At 70.3% G+C, this 3,222-nt stretch carries 2 protein-coding genes and 1 pseudogene; all 3 read left to right on the top strand.

Annotated elements, in window-relative coordinates:
- Positions 1 to 381: 381 nt before the first annotated feature.
- Complete coding sequence (gene groES / locus C1I93_RS29830) at positions 382 to 690, top strand: co-chaperone GroES (RefSeq protein WP_498070723.1); 309 nt, start codon at positions 382 to 384, stop codon at positions 688 to 690.
- Positions 691 to 760: 70 nt separating this feature from the next.
- Positions 761 to 2,413 carry a chaperonin GroEL gene (groL, locus tag C1I93_RS29825; protein ID WP_111246578.1) on the top strand — a complete coding sequence of 551 codons (1,653 nt, stop codon included), beginning with the start codon at positions 761 to 763 and terminating at the stop codon, positions 2,411 to 2,413.
- 145 nt (positions 2,414 to 2,558) lie between these two features.
- Positions 2,559 to 3,222: pseudogene (locus C1I93_RS29820) on the top strand (molybdopterin-binding oxidoreductase); the annotation flags it as partial.

The raw sequence follows: 3,222 nt of genomic DNA, 5'->3' as shown, positions 1-3,222 counted from the left end.
ACCTCACCCGCCCCCGGGCCGGCGCTTGATCAACACCAGATCGCCGCAATGGCGGTGTCCATCCCTCGTGGTCACCGCCGTTGCGGCGGAACGGAGTCGATCAAGCCCGGACCTGTCGGCGGTGGTCGGCGGAAGGCGGTGGCAGTGGCGACACGAGAGCGGTTGCGTTGGCACTCTCCTTGACGGAGTGCTAGCCGAGGAATAACCTGCGATTAGCACTCTCACCCTGAGGGTGCCAACGCTCGGGCCCTGGTGTCCGGGTGTTGAACGCCAGGCGGACCGGCACCCGCGACGACGGCCCCGCCCGGTGGCATGTGGCAGATTGACGCCGGTCGGCATGCCGATCGGCAACGAAACCAAGTACCCCAGGAGGGTATGCCCGTGACTACCGCGACCAAGGTTGCGATCAAGCCGCTCGAGGACCGCATCGTGGTCCAGGCGAACGAGGCTGAGACCACCACGGCGTCGGGCATCGTGATTCCCGACACCGCCAAGGAGAAGCCGCAGGAGGGCACCGTCCTCGCTGTCGGCCCGGGCCGGATCGACGACAAGGGCAACCGCGTGCCGATCGACGTCTCCGTCGGCGACACCGTCCTCTACTCGAAGTACGGCGGCACCGAGGTGAAGTACGCCGGCGAGGAGTACCTGGTGCTCTCCGCCCGCGACGTCCTCGCGGTCATCGAGAAGTAAGCAACCGATCAGTGTCGTTGCCCCGGTCCGGCTCGCCGGGCCGGGGCAACGTCGCTTCGAAGGGACATTCATGGCGAAGATCCTGAGCTTCTCGGACGACGCCCGGCACCAGCTGGAGCATGGTGTCAACGCGCTCGCGAACGCGGTCAAGGTCACCCTCGGGCCGCGCGGGCGCAACGTCGTCCTGGACAAGAAATTCGGTGCGCCCACGATCACCAACGATGGCGTGACCATCGCCAAGGAGATCGAGCTCACCAACCCGTACGAGAACCTCGGCGCTCAGCTGGTCAAGGAGGTGGCGACCAAGACCAACGACGTCGCCGGCGACGGGACCACCACCGCGACCGTGTTGGCCCAGGCGATGGTGCGCGAGGGCCTGCGCAACGTGACCGCGGGTGCCAACCCGGCCGGCCTCAAGCGGGGCGTCGACGCCGCCGCCGCCAAGGTCTCCGAGGCGCTGCTCGGCAAGGCCGTCGAGGTCTCCGACAAGAAGTCGGTCGCGCACGTCGCGACGATCTCGGCGCAGGACGCCACCATCGGTGAGCTGATCGCCGAGGCGATGGAGCGGGTCGGCCGCGACGGTGTGATCACCGTCGAGGAGGGCTCCGCCCTGCACACCGAGCTGGACGTCACCGAGGGCCTCCAGTTCGACAAGGGCTTCATCTCGCCGAACTTCGTCACCGACGCGGAGGGGCAGGAGGCCGTCCTGGAGGACGCGTACATCCTGATCACCACGCAGAAGATCTCGGCGATCGAGGAGCTGCTGCCGCTGCTGGAGAAGGTTCTCCAGAACAGCAAGCCGCTGTTGATCATCGCCGAGGACGTCGAGGGCCAGGCGCTGTCCACGCTCGTGGTCAACTCGATCCGCAAGACCCTCAAGGTCTGCGCGGTCAAGGCCCCCGGCTTCGGTGACCGCCGCAAGGCGATGCTCCAGGACATGGCGATCCTCACCGGTGCCGAGCTGGTCGCCCCCGAGCTGGGCTACAAGCTCGACCAGGTCGGCCTGGAGGTGCTGGGCACCGCCCGGCGCATCGTGGTCGACAAGGAGAACACCACAATCGTCGACGGTGGCGGGCAGGCCAGCGAGGTCGCCGACCGGGTCGCCCAGATCCGCAAGGAGATCGAGGCTTCGGACTCCGAGTGGGACCGGGAGAAGCTCGCCGAGCGGCTGGCCAAGCTCTCCGGTGGCATCGCGGTGGTCAAGGTCGGCGCGGCCACCGAGGTCGAGATGAAGGAGCGCAAGCACCGCATCGAGGACGCCATCGCCGCGACCAAGGCCGCGGTCGAGGAGGGTACGGTGCCTGGCGGCGGTGCCGCCCTGGCGCAGATCCTGCCGGTGCTCGACGACGACCTCGGCTTCACCGGCGACGAGAAGGTCGGCGTCTCGATCGTGCGTAAGGCACTTGTCGAGCCGCTGCGCTGGATCGCCCAGAACGCCGGCCACGACGGCTACGTGGTGGTGCAGAAGGTCGCCGGCAGCCAGTGGGGCCACGGCCTCGACGCCGCCATCGGCGACTACGTCGACCTGGTCGGCAGCGGCATCATCGACCCGGTCAAGGTGACCCGCAACGCGGTCACCAACGCCGCGTCCATCGCCGGTCTGCTACTGACCACCGAGAGCCTCGTGGTGGACAAGCCGGCCGAGCCGGAGGCCGCCGCCGGTGGGCACGGCCACTCGCACGGTGGCCACGGGCACAGCCACCAGCACGGCCCGGGTTTCTGACCCTGCCGTACGGCAAAACGTGGGGCGTACCGTCGCTGACGGTGCGCCCCACGTTCCTGCTCACCCCATGGACCGGCCAGGCGCGCAGATTACGGAACGCTGACGCGGCTACCGCAGCAGCCCTCGCGTCGGAAACACTGAGGCGGTGAGCAGTACGACACCCCGATACGCCGCCCTTGCCGGTGTCGCCGCTGCCGCTGCGGCCGTCGGCACCGCTGAGCTGGTGGCCGCGTTGACCGGCCCCCGGTCCTCCCCACTCGTCGCGGTCGGCGGACTGGTCGTGGACACCGTTCCCGAACCGGTCAAGCGGTTCGGCATCGCGCTGTTCGGCAGGTACGACAAGATCGCCCTGCTGGTCGGGACGGCGCTGCTGCTCGGCGGCTTCGCCGCCCTGCTGGGGGTGCTGGCCACCCGCCGGCTGATGATCGGCCTGGCCGGCGTCGCGGCGTTCGCCGCCCTCGGCGCGGGGGCGGCACTGACCCGGGCCGACGCCGCTGCCGCTGCCGCGCTGCCGTCGCTGATCGGCGCGGCGGTCGGCGGCCTGACGCTCTGGGCGTTCGTGGCCGGTCCGCTCGAACTCGACCCCTGGCCCTGGTCGCCACCCAGAGCCGCCGCTCCAACGCCCGACTCCCAGCCCGGGGCCGCCTCGGTCGGGGGCCCGCCTGAGGCCGCCTCGGTCGGAGGCCCGCCTGAGGCCGCCTCGAACGGGGGCCCGCCTGAGGCCGCCTCGAACGGGGGCCCGCCTGAGGCCGCCTCGAACGGGGGCCCGCCTGAGGCCGCCTCGGTCGGGGGGCCGGTGGGTGCGGAGG

Source organism: Micromonospora endophytica, assembly GCF_003236305.1.
Lineage (GTDB): Bacteria > Actinomycetota > Actinomycetes > Mycobacteriales > Micromonosporaceae > Micromonospora > Micromonospora endophytica.
The sequence above is the reverse complement of the archived record's forward strand: the minus strand, read 5'-3'. Positions and strand labels throughout refer to the sequence as shown.